Source organism: Amycolatopsis sp. NPDC049688 (assembly GCF_040674975.1).
Taxonomy (GTDB): Bacteria; Actinomycetota; Actinomycetes; order Mycobacteriales; family Pseudonocardiaceae; genus Amycolatopsis.
Map to the genome: position 1 here is coordinate 260,242 of NZ_JBFANY010000009.1, position 16,466 is coordinate 276,707.

14 protein-coding genes are annotated in these 16,466 nt (G+C 70.8%); 5 read left to right on the forward strand and 9 right to left on the reverse strand.

Annotated elements, in window-relative coordinates; genetic code table 11:
• The first annotated feature begins 20 nt into the window (after window positions 1-20).
• Entirely contained in the window at window positions 21-1,643 is a 1,623-nt protein-coding gene (locus tag AB0J55_RS27790; protein ID WP_364254467.1) for an alkaline phosphatase family protein, read from the forward strand.
• 55 nt (window positions 1,644-1,698) lie between these two features.
• Here the strand turns inward: AB0J55_RS27790 and AB0J55_RS27795 are convergent, their stop codons facing one another.
• Window positions 1,699-5,397, reverse strand: coding sequence for an AAA family ATPase (locus tag AB0J55_RS27795; protein WP_364254470.1), 3,699 nt, complete (start codon window positions 5,395-5,397; stop codon window positions 1,699-1,701).
• A 15-nt stretch (window positions 5,398-5,412) separates the two neighbouring features.
• Here AB0J55_RS27795 and AB0J55_RS27800 point away from each other — a divergent pair, with 15 nt between their 5' ends.
• Entirely contained in the window at window positions 5,413-5,766 is a 354-nt protein-coding gene (locus tag AB0J55_RS27800; RefSeq protein ID WP_364254472.1) for a hypothetical protein, read from the forward strand.
• A gap of 73 nt (window positions 5,767-5,839) precedes the next feature.
• Here AB0J55_RS27800 and AB0J55_RS27805 read toward each other — a convergent pair whose 3' ends face one another.
• From AB0J55_RS27805 to AB0J55_RS27825, 5 genes are read right to left on the reverse strand one after another with little or no spacing between them, the layout of a single operon-like run.
• Window positions 5,840-6,253 carry an ATP-binding protein gene (locus AB0J55_RS27805; RefSeq protein WP_364254475.1) on the reverse strand — a complete coding sequence of 138 codons (414 nt, stop codon included), beginning with the start codon at window positions 6,251-6,253 and terminating at the stop codon, window positions 5,840-5,842.
• Between the two features lie 11 nt (window positions 6,254-6,264).
• On the reverse strand, window positions 6,265-6,621 hold the full coding sequence (locus tag AB0J55_RS27810; RefSeq protein ID WP_364254478.1) for an STAS domain-containing protein: 357 nt from the start codon (window positions 6,619-6,621) through the stop codon (window positions 6,265-6,267).
• 34 nt (window positions 6,622-6,655) lie between these two features.
• On the reverse strand, window positions 6,656-7,096 hold the full coding sequence (locus AB0J55_RS27815) for a response regulator (protein WP_364254481.1): 441 nt from the start codon (window positions 7,094-7,096) through the stop codon (window positions 6,656-6,658).
• A complete protein-coding gene (locus tag AB0J55_RS27820) occupies window positions 7,093-8,697 on the reverse strand; it encodes an ATP-binding protein (RefSeq protein ID WP_364254484.1) in 1,605 nt (534 codons plus the stop codon). The genes AB0J55_RS27815 and AB0J55_RS27820 overlap by 4 nt, the downstream gene beginning before the upstream one ends.
• Entirely contained in the window at window positions 8,687-9,889 is a 1,203-nt protein-coding gene (locus AB0J55_RS27825; RefSeq protein WP_364254487.1) for a SpoIIE family protein phosphatase, read from the reverse strand. Before AB0J55_RS27825 ends, AB0J55_RS27820 begins: the two co-directional genes overlap by 11 nt.
• Before the next feature lie 197 nt (window positions 9,890-10,086).
• Here AB0J55_RS27825 and AB0J55_RS27830 point away from each other — a divergent pair, with 197 nt between their 5' ends.
• Entirely contained in the window at window positions 10,087-10,431 is a 345-nt protein-coding gene (locus tag AB0J55_RS27830) for a hypothetical protein (protein ID WP_364254490.1), read from the forward strand.
• 3 nt (window positions 10,432-10,434) lie between these two features.
• Here AB0J55_RS27830 and AB0J55_RS27835 read toward each other — a convergent pair whose 3' ends face one another.
• The 3 genes from AB0J55_RS27835 to AB0J55_RS27845 form a co-directional block, all read right to left on the reverse strand.
• Window positions 10,435-11,772, reverse strand: coding sequence for a DUF2252 family protein (locus AB0J55_RS27835; protein ID WP_364254493.1), 1,338 nt, complete (start codon window positions 11,770-11,772; stop codon window positions 10,435-10,437).
• A gap of 34 nt (window positions 11,773-11,806) precedes the next feature.
• Window positions 11,807-12,859, reverse strand: a complete 1,053-nt coding sequence (locus tag AB0J55_RS27840; RefSeq protein ID WP_364254496.1) for a DUF6801 domain-containing protein — start codon at window positions 12,857-12,859, stop codon at window positions 11,807-11,809.
• A 77-nt stretch (window positions 12,860-12,936) separates the two neighbouring features.
• The gene (locus AB0J55_RS27845; RefSeq protein WP_364254499.1) at window positions 12,937-14,166 is read right to left on the reverse strand and encodes a DUF6801 domain-containing protein; all 1,230 of its coding nucleotides are present in this window, start codon (window positions 14,164-14,166) and stop codon (window positions 12,937-12,939) included.
• Window positions 14,167-14,485: 319 nt separating this feature from the next.
• On the opposite strand from AB0J55_RS27845, the gene AB0J55_RS27850 reads away from it, so the two are divergent.
• Both AB0J55_RS27850 and AB0J55_RS27855 read left to right on the forward strand, forming a co-directional pair.
• The gene (locus AB0J55_RS27850; RefSeq protein ID WP_364254502.1) at window positions 14,486-15,049 is read left to right on the forward strand and encodes a hypothetical protein; all 564 of its coding nucleotides are present in this window, start codon (window positions 14,486-14,488) and stop codon (window positions 15,047-15,049) included.
• Window positions 15,046-16,227: a lipase family protein gene (locus tag AB0J55_RS27855; RefSeq protein WP_364254505.1), complete on the forward strand. Its 1,182-nt coding sequence runs from the start codon at window positions 15,046-15,048 to the stop codon at window positions 16,225-16,227. The genes AB0J55_RS27850 and AB0J55_RS27855 overlap by 4 nt, the downstream gene beginning before the upstream one ends.
• Window positions 16,228-16,466: the final 239 nt, after the last annotated feature.

Sequence of the window (16,466 nt, forward strand, 5' to 3'; positions counted from 1 at the left end):
CACCACGAAAGGAATCCACAGTGGACACCAGAACCCGCCGGCGACGGCGTGGCCTGCTCGGCGCCGGGGCCCTCGCCTCGGTGGCCGTGCTGGCCGTCGCCACCGGCTCCGCGGCGAGCACCGCGGACGCCCAGCCACTGCACCCCTTCCCGGCGCAGTGGATCCCCACCGCGACCCCGATCAAGCACGTCGTGGTGATCTTCGGCGAGAACATCTCGTTCGACCACTACTTCGGCACCTACCCGGACGCGGCCAACACCGACGGCACGCCCTTCACCGCCGCGCACGGCACCCCGAAGGTCAACGGCCTGGACCACAAGCTGCTGACCGCCAACCCGAACGCGTACAACCCGAAGCGCCTGACACACGAGCAGGCGATGACCTGCGACCAGAACCACAACTACGGCGCCGAGCAAGCCGCGTTCGACGGCGGCAAGATGGACAAGTTCGTCGAGAAGACCGAGACGGACAAGTGCACCGGCCAGCCGATCCTGTTCGGCGAGCCCGGCCTGGTGATGGACTACTACGACGGCAACACCGTCACCGGCATGTGGAACTACGCCCAGCACTACGCGATGAGCGACAACTCGTTCAACACGGTCTTCGGCCCGTCGACGCCGGGTGCGCTCAACCTGATCTCGGGCCAGACGCACGGCGGCCAGGCGGTCGACCCGGTGACGCACCAGCCGGTCAGCGACGCCTACGTCGTGCAGTCGCCGGACTCCAGCGGCGTCGGCACGGTCATCAACGACCCGGACCCGGCGTGGGACGACTGCTCGGACAAGAACCACACGAGCAAGGACAACCTGGCCACCATGCAGGGCCGCAACATCGGTGACCTGCTCAACCAGCGCCACGTGACGTGGGGCTGGTTCCAGGGCGGCTTCCGCCCGACCGGCGAGGCCGGCGGGTACGCGGTCTGCGGCCAGAAGCACACGAACGTGGGCGGCAACGCGGTCGTCGACTACAGCCCGCACCACGAGCCGTTCCAGTACTACCCGTCGACGGCGAACCCGAAGCACCTGGCGCCGTCGTCGGTGCACGCGATCGGCCAGACCGATCGCGCGAACCACCAGTACGACATTTCGGACTTCGACGACGCGCTGAAGGCCGGCTCGATGCCCGCGGTCAGCTTCCTGAAGGCCCCGGAGTACCAGGACGGCCACGCGGGTTACTCGGACCCGCTGGACGAGCAGCAGTTCGTGGTCAGCGAGATCAACAAGATCCAGCAGTCCCCCGACTGGCGCTCGACGGCGATCGTCCTGGCCTACGACGACTCGGACGGCTGGTACGACCACCAGAAGTCCCCGATCGTCAACGGCTCGCACGACGCTTCACAGGACCAGGCGATCTGCACGGCCAAGCCGACGACGCTGGGCACGTACGCGGACCGTTGTGGCTACGGACCGCGCCTGCCGCTGCTGGTGATCTCGCCGTTCAGCAAGGTGAACCACGTCGACCACACGGTGACGGACCAGACATCGGTGCTGAAGTTCATCGAGGACAACTGGTTCGCCGGCCGCATCGGCGACTCGTCGTTCGACTCGCGGGCCGGGTCGCTCAACGGGATGTTCGACTTCTGGTGGCCGAAGGCCCGGAAGGTCACCCTCGACCCGAAGACCGGAGCCGTGGTCCACAGCTGAGTTCGTAGGGCGGGTCCGGCGCAGGCCGGGCCCGCCCTACCACTCAGGCGGCGGGCTATTCGTCCAGCTCCCGCAACGCTTCCCGCACCTTGTCGGCGGTCTTGGCGACTTCGGCACCGGCGGCGACCAAGTCGACCAGGAGTTCCTGGTACTCGGCAGCCGCGGCACCGGCGTCCAGGAGGCCCAGCCTCGACCGGCACAGGATGAGACGCTGCCTTGCCCGCAAGATGTCCACGTGCTTGGCGTCTTCCAAGCCGGCCAGCCAGGTGGCGTGACACTCCTCGAGCACGACCAGCGCTTCCTCGAACCGCTCGTGGTCCATCAGGAAGACCGTCAGGTGCCAAGACACCGCCCTGCTCGCGGTGTCCTCGGGCGCAAACCGCTCGCGGCAGATTTCGACCAGCTCACGCAGTTCACGCTCGGCGCGATCGACGTCGACTCGCAGCTGCGCGATGCGCCGCCGGAGCTGCAGCACGGCGTTCCCGAACGGCCCGAACTCGTCGATGTACCCCGCGAGCAGGCTTTCGTACTGCCGGATGCCCTCCTCATGGGAGATTTCCCCGAGTTCCAGCTGGAGTCCGACAGTACGCCGGGCGGCGAGCAATTCGCTGTTTGCCTTGCGTTCCGGAAGGGTCGACAGGAGATCTTGGTAGGCACGGCACTTGACGAGTGCTTCCGCCGGCCGGTCCAGGTCTTCCAGCAGCAGTACGAAGTCCCACAGCAACTTGCGCAGCGAATCCGCTCCGGTCGTTCCCCGTTCGCGGTATTGAGTCTCGAGCTCGACGAGGCAGCGCACCGCCGCCTCCGGATCCCCGGCGCGCTTGTGAGCATGGGCGATGGCAACCACCAGTTGCCGGTGCTGGGTTTCGCGCAGCTGGCTCTTTTCGCCCCAGGCTATGGCGGAGAACTCGGCCAGCGCCTGTTCAACGCCGATTTCCGCCAGCCCGACCTGCAGCCTGATGATCTTCACCCGGCTGATGAGCAGGTCGCGGTCGTCAGCAGGAAGCACCTGCAATTCCGCGCGAACGCAGGCTCGGTAGACGGCGAGAGCCGCTCTGGGACGGCTTACCCGTTCCAGGCATCGGGCGTGGTTCCAGAGTGCCGTGCGGGTGCGCCAGTGCGCGGACCCGAACGCCTGCTCGCTTTGCTCCACGACCAGGCGCGCTTCCCGCTCTGCGGCGACGTTCCGGTTCTGCCTCATGAACATCGAGGTGAGGTTCTCGCGAATCTCGAGCTCCCACCAGGGATCTCCGGCCGCCACAACGGCGGCTTCCGCCAGTAGCGCACGGAATCCCTGCTCGGCCTGGTCCGCCCGCTTGGTGTCCCACTGCAGCACGGCGTGGTCGAAGCGCAAGGCGACCCCGAGGTCGCCGGCTGACTCGACGGCTCGGGCGTGCAGCTCGAGGCCGTCCGCTTCCCGGCCCTGGTCGATCAGGTTTCTGGCGAGCGACCGCAGAGTCGTCCGAAATTGGTCGGTTCCCTCCAGCCCCGCCGTTCGGAGCCGGTCGAGGATCTCGCGGTACTCGCGTTCCGCCTCCGGCAGCCGTCCGAGCAAGCCCATCACATCGGCGACCTCGATCCGCGCGGCCGGCGGCGTGGCCCGCCGATCGTATCCCTGCAGCACCTGTTCGAGGTCGGCGTCGGGGGCACCACGCCGAATGAGGGCCCGGGCCAGCCTGGTCGTCCACATGATCGTGTAATGATCCGACTCGCCGAGCAGGCGCCGGCAATCGTTCACCACCGCACGCAGCAGCTCTTCGGCCTCGCCCCAGCGATCCAGCGCGAAAAGGATCGAGACGAGTTCGCTCTGCGACACGAGTGTGTAGGGGTCCGCCGGACCGAAGAGTTCCGAACGCCGTGCCGCCACCCTCCCCATCTCCCGCAGGCCTACCGACTTGCCCTGGGTCTCCGAAAGGACTCCCGCCAGCTGGTGGTCCGTGATGAGGGTGTCGGGGTCGTCCGGGCCGAGCACCGCCACCTGCCGCGCCAGGATGTCCGTGAACTCCCGCACCATCCGATCGTTCGAAGCCGCCCCGCTGAGCAGGGCGCGGTGGCGGGCCGCGAGCCGGACCGGGTGGTTTTCCGGCAGCACCAAGGCCCGGTTCAGCACGAGATCGCCGTAGGCGGTCGCGCCGTAGGCGATGCCCGAAAACGACATGTACGCGTACCCGCGCAACCCGGCCCGCAGCACCTCCACGAGCAGGTCCTCGTCCGTATCGGGCACGACGGCCACCAGTGCGGCCACGTGCGGCAGGATGAGCCGCCACCAGTTCCAGTTCGCTGGGGACTCCGGCGCGGGCTCGGCCGCCGCGGTGATCAGCCGCGCCGCCGCCTGCCAGGTGCTCCGCTGCTCTGCCGGTGGCAGTTTGAGCAGCCGGCTGCGGGTTGCTTCCAGGACCAGCCGGTGGCCGACGACGACGCAGCTGGTGGTCAGGACGTCCGCGTCCGTCCCCTGGCTTCGCGGCACCGCCAGCAGCAAGAGGTCCACGAGCGCCTCCAGCGCCCGTTCGAGGTCGTCCACCGACGGCGCGCCCGGCTCGTCCTGCACCAGCAGCTCGGCGGGAAGCGGCGCCGGCGCGAAGCAGGAGATCAACCGCATCAGCGGGCGTGCCTCGGTGATCCCTTGGCTGTCGAGGAGATCGAGGTTCATCTCCCACGTGCGGCTGATCAGCACGCGGTGCAGGCGTTCGAGGCGGTCGGTTTCGGTCGGCCGCGGCAGACCCTCGTCGAGCAGGTCCGTGCCGAGGTCGCCGAGGGCCTGGCGGTAGGCGGCGAACGTGGCGATCCGGGCCGGCCCGCGCAGCAGGCCCGCCCCGCGCGCGGTGCGGCCGAGGTAGCTCCCCGCCGAGCGCAGCGCCAGCGGCAGGCCGCCGAGCCGTTCGGCGAGGGCCTGTGCCTGCGCCCGGTCACCGGCGTGGCCGGCGAGATCGACGAGGACGTCGGCGGCGTCTTCGTCGGCCAGCACGCCGATCTGGTGCCGCTCGGCCTGGCTGCCCCAGACCTCAGGTCTGCCCACCCGGGACGTCAGCAGCGTGGTCCCGGCCCGGCTCGGCCGGACCCATCCCGTCCCGTCTCCGGGGTTCGCCCCGGGCGCGGCCAGGATGTCGGGCTCGTCAGCGTTGTCGACGACCAAAAGCCACGGCCAGCGGGCGGCATCGAGGTGCCGCCACAGTAGGTCCATCACGGCGGCCCGGCCCGTCCACGGCTGTTCCAGCTCGTCGGCGGGGACACCCACTTCCCTAGCGATCTCTCGCATGCCTGCTGTGAGCCCACCGCGTTCGGCGGCCGACACCCAGTACACCGGGCAGTCGGCCTCCCGGGCCATCCGGGCCGTCTCCAGGGCGATGGTCGTCTTGCCGCAGCCACCGAGACCGTGCAGAACCTGCAGCATCGGCTTCGGCTCGGCCACGAGCCCGGTCAGATGGGCGAGTATCGCGTCCCGGCCTCGTACCCGGGCGGGAAGATTGCCCGTGGGCGGCCTGATCGAGACGCCGGGTGGCTGTGCGACGACGGCGTCGTGCTCCTGCTCCGGTTCATCGGCGGCCGAGCCGTCCAGCGACTGTTCGGCATCCTTTGCCGCCTCCCAGATCTTGTACCACTCGGCGTCCGGCTCGACATCGCAGGTTTTCAGGAGGAATTTGGTCGTGCGCCAGGTCGGCACGCTCTTCCCGCTCAAGGCGTTCGAAACGGTCGACTTAGCCAGCTGCGCGTGTTCGGCCAGTACCCGGAGCACCGTGTAGTCGGCGTCGACCATGGCTTGGCGTAGTCCGTGCGCGAGTTCCTGCATCGCGGGCGGCGCGGTCCGATCCACCGGTTCGAGTCTGTTGCCCTTCACCAATCCCGTCCTCGCCTGTTCGCCGCCGAACGTCGAACGAACGCCGGACCCGGCCGCAATCCCACCGCGTTCGGCGAACGTTCGGCGAACGCCCCGAACAATGCCCTTCGCCCGTACTCCGGATACATCGCCACTCGGACAAAGGATGTGACGGGAATGGGAATTCGTGACCAGCTCGAGATCGCCGCGCAGGTGCTCACCTGCCTGGACCTCGCCGTGAAATTCGGCTCGGCGAGCACCCGGCTGTGGCGAACGCGCCGCCGGAAACGCGCTCGCCAGCGATCCTGAGAGGCGTGGTTGCCACGGCTGCCGTGAGTGGTAAGGCGAGTTCCAACTCGCCTTACCACTCACGACCCGGGGGTCAGAGTGCGTCGGGGACCGGGTCCAGGTCCCAGGTCAGGGTGACCACGGTGCCGGAATCGCCCGACGAAATGTCCGCCCGGTCCGCGCTCGCCCGCAGCAGCAGCAACCCGCGGCCGCGCAACGAAACCGGCTGGGTGTCCGGGACCGGGGCGCGCCACTGGCCGTGGTCGGTGATCACCACCTCGATCCGGTCCGGGAACACCGCCGCGTCGACGTCCACGAGGCCGTCGCCCGAACCGTCGTACGCGTGGTCGGCCACGTTCGCCAGTGCTTCGTAGCTGGCCAGGACGATGTCGCCGGCGCGGTCCTCGTCGACGCCCGCCGCCAGTACCCACTCCGTCAGGTCGTGGCGCAGGCGGCGGAGGGCGGCCGGGACCGCGGGTACACCGTGGCACCGGAACGGTTCCTGCATCCGCGTTCGCCTCACTCGAGTGCTTCGCCGACCGTCGGGTGGACGCCGATCCACGTGTCGAGCCCGGTGGTCCGCAGCGGGCCCGACGTCACCGCCGAGTCGCTCACGACCCGCAGTGCGTGCTCGGGCAGCCTGCGGTGGGCCGCCGCGAGCACCTGCAGCCCCGCCGAGCAGAAGAACGTCACCTCGCGCAGGTCGACCACCAGCCTCTCCGGCTCGCGGGCCAGCACCACGTCGACGACTTCCCCGAACTCCGGCGCGCTGACCAGGTCGATCTCGCCCGCCACGGCCAGCACCGCGGTCCGGCCCCGCCAGTCCAGCGTGACCGCCAGATCGGTGGCGGGCAGCTCCGGCGTCGAAGGGGTCACGGCCACCCATCGTGCCCCACTCACCGCGAAACGGCTACCGGGGCGGGAGCTGGACCACGGTGACCCAGAAGTCGTCGATCTTCCGGACCACTTCGACGAACTTCTCGAAGTCGACCGGCTTGGTCACGTAGGCGTTGGCGTGCAGCTCGTAGCTGCACAGGATGTCCTCCTCCGCCTCCGACGTCGTCAGCACGACCACCGGGATGGTGCGCAGCGCGGGGTCCTGCTTGATCTCGCCGAGCAGCTCCCGGCCGTCCTTGCGGGGCAGGTTGAGGTCGAGCAGGATCAGCCCCGGCCGCGGCGAATCCCGGAACGGCCCTTCGCGGTGCAGGAACCGCAGCGCCTCGACGCCGTCCTCCGCGACGTGCAGCGGGTTGCGGATCTTGTGGTGCGCGAACGCTTCCCGGGTCATCAGGACGTCCCCGGGGTCGTCTTCGACGAGCAGGATGTCGATCGGGGCCGGCGCCGGTGTCATGCGTTCCCCTTGTCCTCGCGGGCGGGCAGGGTGAAGCGGAAGGTGGTGTCCGCGGCTTCGGTGTCGAGCCAGATCCGGCCCCCGTGGTACTCGACGATCCGGCGGCACAGGGCCAGGCCGATGCCGGTGCCCGGGTACGCCGAGCGCGTGTGCAGCCGCTGGAACAGCGCGAACACCCGCTCGGCGTACTCCGCGTCGATGCCGATCCCGTTGTCCGACACCGAGAACACCCAGTCGTCGCCGTCGCGTTCCGCGGTGACCCGCACCTCCGGCGGGGTTTCGCCCTTGAACTTCAGCGCGTTGCCGATCAGGTTCTGGAACACCGCCGTCATCAGCGCCGGCTCGACGCGCACCTCGGGCAGCTCGCCGCGGGTGACCTTGCCGCCGCTGAGCGACAGCGCCACCTCCAGGTTCGCCAGCGCGTCGTCGACCAGCGCACCCGCGTCGGCCACGACGTGCTCGCCCGGCTTCCGGCCGACCCGGGAAAACGCCAGCAGGTCGTTGATCAGGATCTGCATCCGCTTCGCGCCGTCGACGGCGTACTCGATGTACTGCTCGCCGCGTTCGTCGAGCAGGCCCTGGTAGCGCCGCTGCAGCAGCTGGCAGAAGCTGGCCACCTTCCGCAGCGGCTCCTGCAGGTCGTGCGAAGCGACGTAGGCGAACTGCTCCAGGTCGGCGTTGGACCGCTCGAGCTCGCGGGTCCGCCGGTCCAGCAACCGGTTGGACTCCTCCGCCTCGCGGGTGCGGCGATCCAGCATCCGGTTGGACTCCTCCGCCTCGCGCGTCCGCCGGTCCAGCAGCGCGTGCGCGCGTTCGAGCTCGGCGACCTCGTCGAGGATGCGCTGCCGCATCGCCTCGACGTCCGCGCCGAGCTGGGCGATCTCGCGTGGCCCGCTGCCGTGCACCGGGTGGTGGATGTCGGCGTCGGCGACCTGGCGGACCTCGCCGGCCAGCCGCAGGATCGGCCGGGTGATCACCTGCCGCAGCCCGGCGAACAACCCGACGAACAGCAGCAGCACCAGGACGCCGATGACCACGAACATCGCGTTGAGGAAGTTCGCCGCCGCGTCCAGGTCGGTGCGGCCGGCGTCGCGGATCGCGGCGAGGTGGTCGAGCTGCGCGTCGAGGGCCTGGCGGACGTCGACGAACAGCGCCCGGCCGCGCTCGACCTGGGCCGCGGTCACCGGGGGCGCGCCGGGGGCGACGGTGGGCGCGGCCGCGGCCTGCCAGGCGCCGGCCGCCCGCAGCACGGCCGCCAGGTCGTCGCCGATCTGCGTGCCCGGGGCCGCGCCGAGCTGCCGCAGCTGCGTCACCGCGTCGGCCTGGGCCCGCATCCCGTCGGTGTAGGGCACCAGGAAGGCGGGCTGCCGGCCGAGCTGGTAGCCGCGGACGCCGCTTTCCTGGTTCAGCAGCGCCGTGGACAGCTGGGTGGCGGCCAGCCGCTGCGGCGCGATCACGTCGAGCAGGCGGGTGCGGGCCCCGGTGAGGTTGTGCAGCGCGATCCCGCCGGCGACCAGGGCGGCGACCAGCAGCACCACCTCGACGGCGGCGAGGATGGCCAGGCGGCGGCGGATCGGCCAGCCTCGTGCGTCACCGCTCATCGGCTGCGTCTCCCGGGTCGTGGCTGAGCAGGGCGAGGGCGACGTCGTCGTCGAGCGGGCCGGAGTTGAGCCGTTCCGCGCGGGCGATCAGCTCGTCGAGCAGGGCGTGGCCCTGGAGCCCGGTCGAGTGCTGGATGTCGAGCACGAGGGCGGCCATCCGCTCGTGGCCCAGCCGCTCGGACCCGGCCCCGACCCGGCCCTCGAACACGCCGTCGGTGTACAGCAGCAGCGACCACCCCGGCTCCAGCGGGACCTCCAGGGCCTCCCACTTGGCGCCCTCGACCACGCCGAGCGGGACGCCGAGGCGTTCGCCGGAGAGCAGGTGCCCGTCCTCCGGCGTGAGCAGCAGCGGCGGCAGGTGCCCGGCCAGCGACAGGCGCAGGGATCTTCGGTCCGGCGCGACGACGACCATGCAGACGGTGGCGAACAACGGCTCGATCCGCTCGTGCACCAGGACCCGCTCGACCATGCTCAGCACGTCCGGCATCGGCAGGCCGGCCATCACGAGCGAACGCCACGCGATCCGCAGCGCGACGCCGAGCGCGGCCTCGTCCGGGCCGTGGCCGCAGACGTCGCCGATCATCATGTGCACCGTGCCGTCGGCGAGTTCGATGGCGTCGTAGAAGTCACCGCCCAGCAGGGAACCGTTGCGGCCGGGCCGGTAGCGGGCGGCCAGGTCGAGGTGGGCGTCGCGCAGCAGCGGGCTGGGCAGCAGGCCGCGTTCGAGCCGCGCGTTCTCCCGCGCGAGCAGCTGCTGCTGGAGGAACTGCTGCTCGACCTGCTCGGCGCGCTTGCGTTCGCGGGCGAAACGCAGCGCCTTCACCAGCAGCGGGCCGTCGACCTGGTCCTTGACCAGGTAGTCCTGCGCGCCGGCGGCGACCGCGGCGACGCCGGTGGCCTGGTCGTGCTGCCCGGTCAGGACGACCACGGCGACCCCGGGGGCGTGCTGGCCGAGCTTGGTCAGGCCGGACAGGCCCATGGCGTCGGGCAGCTGCAGGTCGAGCACGACGCAGTCGGCGGTGAGCGGGCCGCTCAGCGCGGCGGCGAGCGTTTCGACGCGTTCGAGCGAATACGGCGTGGCCGTGTCCGCCAGCATCTCTTCGACCAGCAGGGCGTCGCCGTCGTCGTCCTCGATCAGCAGCACCCGCAGGCGCGTGCGGGGATCCCACGATGAGTCGAGCGCGGCGGTCACCGGCGTCTCCCGTTCGGCTGCTCTTGAGCCAGCACATCCAGACGATCAACCCTAGCGGCACCGGCGGCGGCCGCCTACGGCCGTGGAACCGGTCCCACCGGGGTAGCGTTTTATAGCACCCCCGTGTGACACCGGGTCGATAACGGTTCGGGTCACGGCCGGGCCCGAACCGGGCATTTCGCGCCTACGCTGCGCGGATGGCCCTTGCCTGGTGGGGTGCGGCGGCGTGCTGGTTCCTCGGGACGCTGGCCGGCCGCCTGACCGGCAGCCGCGCGGAGCTCACCGGCGGCATCCCCCTCCCGGTCGCCGTGCTCCTGTTCGCCGTCTGCGCCGGTTTGTGGGCCCTGCTCGTCTTCGCGGCGCACCGGGGCTTGCCGGGCGCGCGTCTTGTGCTCGCGGTGGCCGGCGGGCTCGGGATCGTGGACCTGGTGGTGCAGCTCGTCGGGGACGTCGTGACGGGCAACTTCGTGCACGGCGCCTTCTTCCTGGCCGCCCTGGTCCTGGCCGGCACCGGGTTCACGCTGCTGTTCCGGCCGCGCTGACGCTCAGAACAGCGGGCGGCCGCTGTTCTTGGCGGTGACGTACGCCTGCCAGTCGCCGGTGACCTGATCGGCGTAGCTCGTCGCGAAGGCCCGCGTCTCGGCCTGCAGCCCCGAGACGGACGTGATCGCGCCGTCGATCGCCGCGTCCGCCGAGTAGGCCAGGCCGGTGCCGGCGATGTCCTGGTCGGCGCGGGAATGCGCGGCGGCGAGCAGGCGCCCGACGTCCCGGACGGTGTCGTCCCAGATCGCCGACGTCGTCAGGTCGCCGATCTTCAGGTCCTCGGCGAACGGGGACTTCTCCTTGACCAGGACCGGCGTGCTGCCCACGCTCGCCCAGCCGGCCAGCGGGTCGGACTGGTGGGCCAGCCAGCGCAGGGCCAGGGCCGGGCGCTGCCCGCCGGTGAGCGTCGTGGCGTTCGGTGCGAGCGGCTTCGGCGCCGGGTCGACCTCCTGCTTGAGCTCCAGGATCCGGTCGTCGGAGTTCGCCGTCGTGTCGCCCTCGACCAGCACGTACCAGCGGAACCGGCCGAGGCTGCCGGTGCCCGCGCCGGTGCGCCGGCGGACGTCCTTCACGACGGCTTCGGAGGCCTTCAGCGGCTTGCCGGCGGTGGTCCGGTAGGCCGCGATCGCGTCGACGAGCTGGGTGCGCGTCGCCGCCGGGACGGCCTGGAGCTGCGGGTCGTCCTTGAAGTGGCCGCCGGTGGTCCACTTGGCGAGCAGGTCGGCCCGCTTGTCACCGGCCGAGGCGTCGACCAGGTCGCCGACCAGGTCGGAGGTGTTGGCGGAGGTGAGCCGCCAGCTCGCTTCGTCGTTCGTGCCGTGGAACTTCGCGATCCACTGGGCGTACTCGGCGACGAACGTGTCGACGTCGGCCGCGATCCGGCTCGCGCTGCGGCCGTTGGCCCGGCCGGCGAGGACGATCGACACGGCCTCGCGGCGCAGCTCCCACGTCCACGAACCGCGCCAGGCGTCGTCGGTGTCGGTGACGGCGAACTGTTCCTCGTTGTCGGCGCCGCGGTCGGCGCCGGTGTTCTCCAGGTGCGCGTCGCCGGTCAGCCACACGTCACCGCCCGCGGTGGCGTAGGCGGACGGCGGCAGTTCGCCGAGGTCGCGGTAGTACAGCAGCGAAGTGCCCCGGAAGAACGCCCACGCGCTCGACGCCAGCGTCTGCGTCCGCAGGGTCAGCTCGTCGTCGGTCGCGCCGCCGTTGAGGACGTGCAGCGCGTGGTCCCGGTCGTAGACCACCGCCACCGGGTCCCGGCTCAGGCCGGCCGCCTCCCCGGGCGCGGCGGTGGCGAGCAGCGTGACAACGACCAGAGTCCCCACAGTGGTTCGGCGCATTCCCCCAGGAATACCGGATCGGCGTGAACCCGGGTCAGCGCGCGGTCAACGTCAGGGCGAACGTGTTCCCTTCGCCCTGCACCAGGGAACTCAGGTACGCGGTGAACGCGCCGCAGCCGGTCAACGGCGGGATCGCGTACTGCCCGCTCACCGGCCCGCCCGACGCGAGCGCGAACCCGGGCCCCGTCTTCAGGTCGACCGGGATCGGGGCGCTCGCGCGGCACCCCGCATCTGCGACCGGCAGCCCGAACAGCGTCACCCGCGGCACGGCCAGGGCCAGCTTCGCGTGCGCGACGAAGCCGTCGCCGGTCAGCTCGCCGGCCTGCGGTCCGTCCGGCGTGAACCGCAGGTCCGCGGTGCCCGGCACGAACCCGAACACCTTGAACTCGGCGTGCGCCGGGTCGAAAGCCGGGGTGAACCCGGTGACCGACCCGGTGAGCGGCGCGGTCGCCCCGAGCGTCTTGAGCGTCGTCGAGCCGGTGACGCCGTAGGCCCGGGAAGACCTCAGGTCGAACGCGAGCAGTACCGGGTCCTGTCCCGCGTCGAGCGTGCAATCCGAGGTGAACGAGCCGAGCCCGGTGTACGAGCCGTCGGCCTTCTTCGGGGTGAGGCGCGTGCTGAAGTTCCCGATGGTCAGCGTCGTTTTGCCCGCGTTCGGCAGCTGGACCGGCGGGACCGAACCGGACGCGTTGGTGGTGAACGGCCCCGACGCCGGGACCGCCGTCTTCGCCACGGTCAGCGGGAGGCTCAGCGGCAGCGTCAGCGAGCCGTTGGCCAGCGTCACCCCTGCGGACGCCGTCCCTTCGATGCTCGCCGCGCCGACCAGGGCCAGGCCGCGGGTGGACTTGTCCGGCACGGTCACCGCGACCGCGAGGTCGCTCGTCGTGAACGTGCCACCGGGCGCGGACGGCACCTCGAACGACGCCTTGACCTCCACGTCCAGCTTCTGCCGCCCGATCAACGGGAACGGGCAGGTGAAGCTCAGCTTCTTGTCGATCGGCGTCGACGCCGCCGCGGGCGCGGCAATGGCGACGGTGCCGGCGAGGGCGAGCACGCAGGCGGCGAGCAACGACCGGGCGATCCGCACGGGCGCTCCCCTTTCTCGAGACGTGGCACCGGCCCCCGCCGCGGCACAGAGCGCGCAGCGGGGGCCGGCAGTTCGGGTCACTTCTTGGTGAGGTTCAGGTCCAGCGAGTTGCCGTCGCTCTTGGCGAAGGCGCTGATGATGTCGTTGAACGCACCGCAGTTCTGCAGCGCGGACAGCGAGTAGGTACCCGAAAGCTTGCCGCCCTTGAGCAGGTCGAAGTCGGGACCGGTGGTCATCTCGCTGGTCGAGGCGCTGGTCGTGCCGCACTTCGGGTCGGTGCTGATCGGGATGCCGAACAGGTTGACCGTGGTGAGGAACGTGTCGAACTTGATGTGCGCCTTGAAGCCGGTGCCGACGAGCTCACCGGTCTGCGGGCCGTTCTGCACGACCTTGACGTCCGAGCTGCCCTGCAGGAAGCCGAACAGCTTGAAGTCGGTGTGCGTCGGGTTCAGCTGCAGGTTGCCGGTGAACTTCTTGTTGGCCAGGTCCACGTCGGCGTCGAAGGAGCCGGTGATCGGCGCGGTGCTGCCGAGCGACTTCAGCGCGGTCTGCCCCGTGATGCCGAAGGAGTACTTGATGCCCCCGCCCGGCGGCGTGGTCGTGGGCGGGGTCGTCACCGGCGGCGTGGTCGTCGGCGGCGTGGTGACCGGCGGGGTCGTGGTGGGCGGGGTCGTCGTCCCGCCACCGCCGTTGATGGTGATCGTCGCGAGGGTGTTGTTCTGCCCGCTGTCCTGCGTGCAGGGCGCGTCGATCGTGCCGTCCGGCGTGATGCCGGTGACCGAGCCGTCGGCCTTGCGCGGGGTGACCTTGAGGTTCAGGTCGCCGACGGTGATCTTCGCCTGGCCGGCCTGGGTGAACGTCAGCGACGGCGTCTTGCCCGCCGCGTTGATGTTCATCTCACCCGAAGCCGGGATGTTCGTCTTGTCCAGCGTGATCGGCACGCTGACCGGCAGGTTGAGGCTCGGCGCGGCGACGGTCGCGCTCGCGGTGGCGGTGCCTTCCAGCGTCGTGGCGCCGATCAGGCTCAGGCCGCTGACGGTGTCCGCGTTGATGGTGGACACGGCCTTGATGTCGAACGCGCCGGTCGGCTGGCCGGTGTTCACCGTGGTCGGCAGGTCGGTGTTGATCACCACCTTCAGCGACTGGGAACCCACCAGCGGGAAGGTGCAGTGGTAGTTCAGCGTCAGCGAAATCGGGTCGGCGGCGCTGGCCTGCGCCCCGGCGACGAGCGCGGTGGCGATGAGCCCGACCGCCCCCGCGGCCGCGGCGGCCGCGACCGTCTTCTTCTTGCCTGTTGGGTGAATCACGATGGTCCTTCCGTGTATCAACAGTGATACGGAACGGCGGCGCTATTCATGGGAATCGCTACCGAACGGTAAGCTAACGAGCGGAACCGGCGGCAATCAAGAGCTTTACGTGAAAACGTCACGCGCACCCGGCAATTTGTCACCCCGGCACGCCGGGCCGGGGTGATTCCTAGCAGGGCGGGGAAGGTTTCCCCAGCACAGCGCCACCTTCGAACCGCTGACAGACGTGACAAATCCGGGCGCCGGAATGTTGACGCGCGTGCCAACCACCCATTCTCTTCTTGCTCGCGCGCGAGCGCGGCGCGTAGCTTCGAAACCCATGAAAAGAATGCACAGCGCGGTGCTCGCGATGTCGGTGGCCGCGCTCCTGTCGGGTGCTGCGTGCGGTTCGGACGCCCCGCCCGACCCGGGCCGCCACGCCGACCCGGCGGCACTGGCCTGGGTCGACAAGGTGTGCACCGGCGTCGCCGCGGGCTCGGCGAAGCTCGCCCAGCCACCCGCGGTCGACGACGCCGACCCGGTGAAGACCCGGGACGCGATGGTCGGCTTCCTCGGCCGGCTCGGGTCCGCCCTCGAGGACATGGCAGGCGGCATCCGCACGGCCGGCGTCCCGCCCGTCCCGGATGGACAGTCCGTTGTGGACAAAGCCACCGGCAACCTGACCGAGACGCAGGGCAAGCTCGCCGAGACGAAGACCCGGATGGAGCAGGCGACGGTGACCGACCAGGCCGGCCTGCGCCGGGCCATCTCCGACGCCGACGCGACGATGGGCAAGCTCGCCGACCCGGAGGGCCCGATCAAGGACCTCAAGGCCAACCCGGAGCTGAACCTGGCCTTCAGCGAGTCCGCGACCTGCAAGCGCGTCTACGGGACGGGCTCGTGACTGCCCGCCGCGTGCTCGCCGCGCTGGTAGCCGTGGTGCTGACCACGGCGTTCGCCCCCGCGGCGGCCGCCGATGGCCCGGCCCCTCCGGGTGATTCGTTCTACGTCCCGCCGTCCCCGCTGCCGGCGGGCAAGCCGGGTGACGTGCTGCGGTGGCGGCCGTCTTCCGCGGGCCCGCGGAAGGCGTCGGTCGACGCGTGGCAGGTGATGTACCTGTCGACGAACGCGCTCGGGCAGCCCGACGCGGTCACCGGCACGATCCTGGTGCCGAAGAACGCCGACCGCGCGAGCGCCCCGATCGTGGCGTTCGCCCCGGGCACGCACGGCCCGGCGTTCACGTGCACGCCGTCGGCGATGATCGGCATCGGCGCGTTCTACGAGCAGCCGGGCCTCGACGACCTGCTCGACGCGGGGTACGCGGTGGCGGTCCCGGACTACGAGGGCTACCAGCCGGAGCCGAAGACGACGTACGTGGTGGGCCGGTCCGAAGGGCCGGCGGTGATCGACGCGGTCCGCGCGGCCCAGCGCCTCCCGGCGGCCGGGCTGTCGACGTCGGCGAAGGTGGTGTTCCGCGGGTATTCCCAGGGCGGCGGCGCGGCGGCGTGGGCCGGCGAGCTGCAGCCGTCGTACGCACCGGAGCTGAACCTGGTGGGCATCGCGGCCGGCGGGGTACCGGCGGACCTGGTCCAGGTGACGCTGCAGCTCGACGGCAAGTTCGGCTTCGGCGTGTTCGCGTACGCGCTGCTGGGTCTCGACCGGGCGTACCCGGAGCTGCAGCTGGACTCGTTCCTCAGCGACAACGGGCGGGCGAAGCTGGCCGAGATGCAGCGGAGCGCGTGCACGTTCGAGCTGCTGACGACGTACGCGAACCAGAAGATCGGGGATTACACGACTTCTCCGGGCTACATCAAGCCGGCGTGGGTGGCGCGGTTGAACGAGAACAAGCTGGGCGGGGCGCCGCCGCGGGTACCGGTGTTCCTGTACCACGCGACGGGGGATCAGCTGGTGCAGTTCGCGCAGGCGGATGCGCTGCACAAGGCGTATTGCGCGGCTGGGGTCCAGGAGACGTGGAAGACCTACGACACGGACCACATCACGCTGGTGTACACGGGCAATGCGGACGTACTGGCGTTCGTGAAGGACCGAATCGCAGGCAAACCGGCGACGGCGAGCTGCTGATCAGAGGGGGTCGGCGGCCGTGCGGCGGGTTTCGCACGGGTCTTGGTGGGGACGCGGCCTGGCTCCGGCGCGGCTGCCCAACGCGAGCTGGGCGAACCCGCGCCCGGCGGCTGTGGTCGCGGGGTGGGTGCCGGGGCGAGCTCGGCTCGGCGCTTCCGGCGGCGAGCTCGCCGCTGCGGCCGCGAAGTGGCTGCTTCGCCACCCGGCAGCTGCGGCCGCGTAGCGGCTGCGGCGGGATC